Annotated in this window: 1 protein-coding gene; it reads right to left on the reverse strand. The window is 68.2% G+C overall.

Annotation, left to right across the window (positions count from 1 at the left end):
• On the reverse strand, window positions 1-960 hold a 960-nt coding region (locus NU1_RS39880; RefSeq protein WP_157553683.1), incomplete at both ends, for a DUF222 domain-containing protein.

A 960-nucleotide genomic window follows, 5' to 3' on the forward strand; every position in this document is an offset into this window, starting at 1 on the left:
CGCGTCACATCCGGGGCGCGAGCACCCGCGTTCGGCGGCGGTGAGGCTGTAGCGGATCCATTTGTTGGCCAGGCGGGCCTTGCCCAAATGCAGTGGCATGCCGTGCGGGTCGAAGATCGCCAACAGGGGTGCGGCATGGGTCTTCTGCGCCAGCTGCAATGCTTCGGGGACCGACAGGGTGCCACCGGAGGCGGTGGTCACGACGCCGGTTTTCTTCTCCAGGTCGGTGACGCTCATGGTGAGGATGACGCTCACCGGCAACCCCCGGTGGGTGCCGAGGGATTCCGGGCCGCCACCGGCGGCCAGGAATGCCAGCAGGGCGTCGTGGTTGCGTTGCCCGACTGTGCGGGTATCACGGGCGGCGGCGGCCTCCAGGCGGGTGGTGTCGATGGACTCGTCTGTGGCGGTGGGGCTTTCGGTGTCGTCGGGATTGCACATGCCCGGTCGTGCCCATTTGGCGAGGATCATGTCGATCACCGCGCGCAGGGTGGGGTCGAGGTAGCCCTTGATCTCCGACATGCCGTCGGGGCGTTGCGGGCACACCACGACCTCGCGCATCCGCGCGCGATCGGTGTCGTTGGTGAGGGTGCCGTCGGGGTCGAGGAATCCGAGGATGCGGTCGCCGATCTTCTTCAGATCGTCCGGGGAGTGCGAGCGGGCGTACTCGGCCATCATCTGTTCGGCCTCGGTCTTCTTGTCCGCCTCCACTTTTTCCGGGATCCGTTTCATGACGTTCCAGACCGCGCGGGCGTGGTCGGCGGAGATCTCCCCGCCAGCTTGCACGGTCGCGGTGTGCGGCAGCACCGGTTCGGGGTGGCCGTCGACGCGGTGAGACAGATCCCCGAGCCGTTCGGCGGCACGGAACCGCGCCCACGCCTCCGCCCGCGAGAGCCGCAACGTCTCCATCAGATAGTGCGGGGTATTACGGAGCCCGGCCCGGTCGGCCAGGGACCGATCGGT

This window comes from Nocardia uniformis NBRC 13702, assembly GCF_001613345.1.
In the GTDB taxonomy this organism is placed as follows: Bacteria; Actinomycetota; Actinomycetes; order Mycobacteriales; family Mycobacteriaceae; genus Nocardia; species Nocardia uniformis.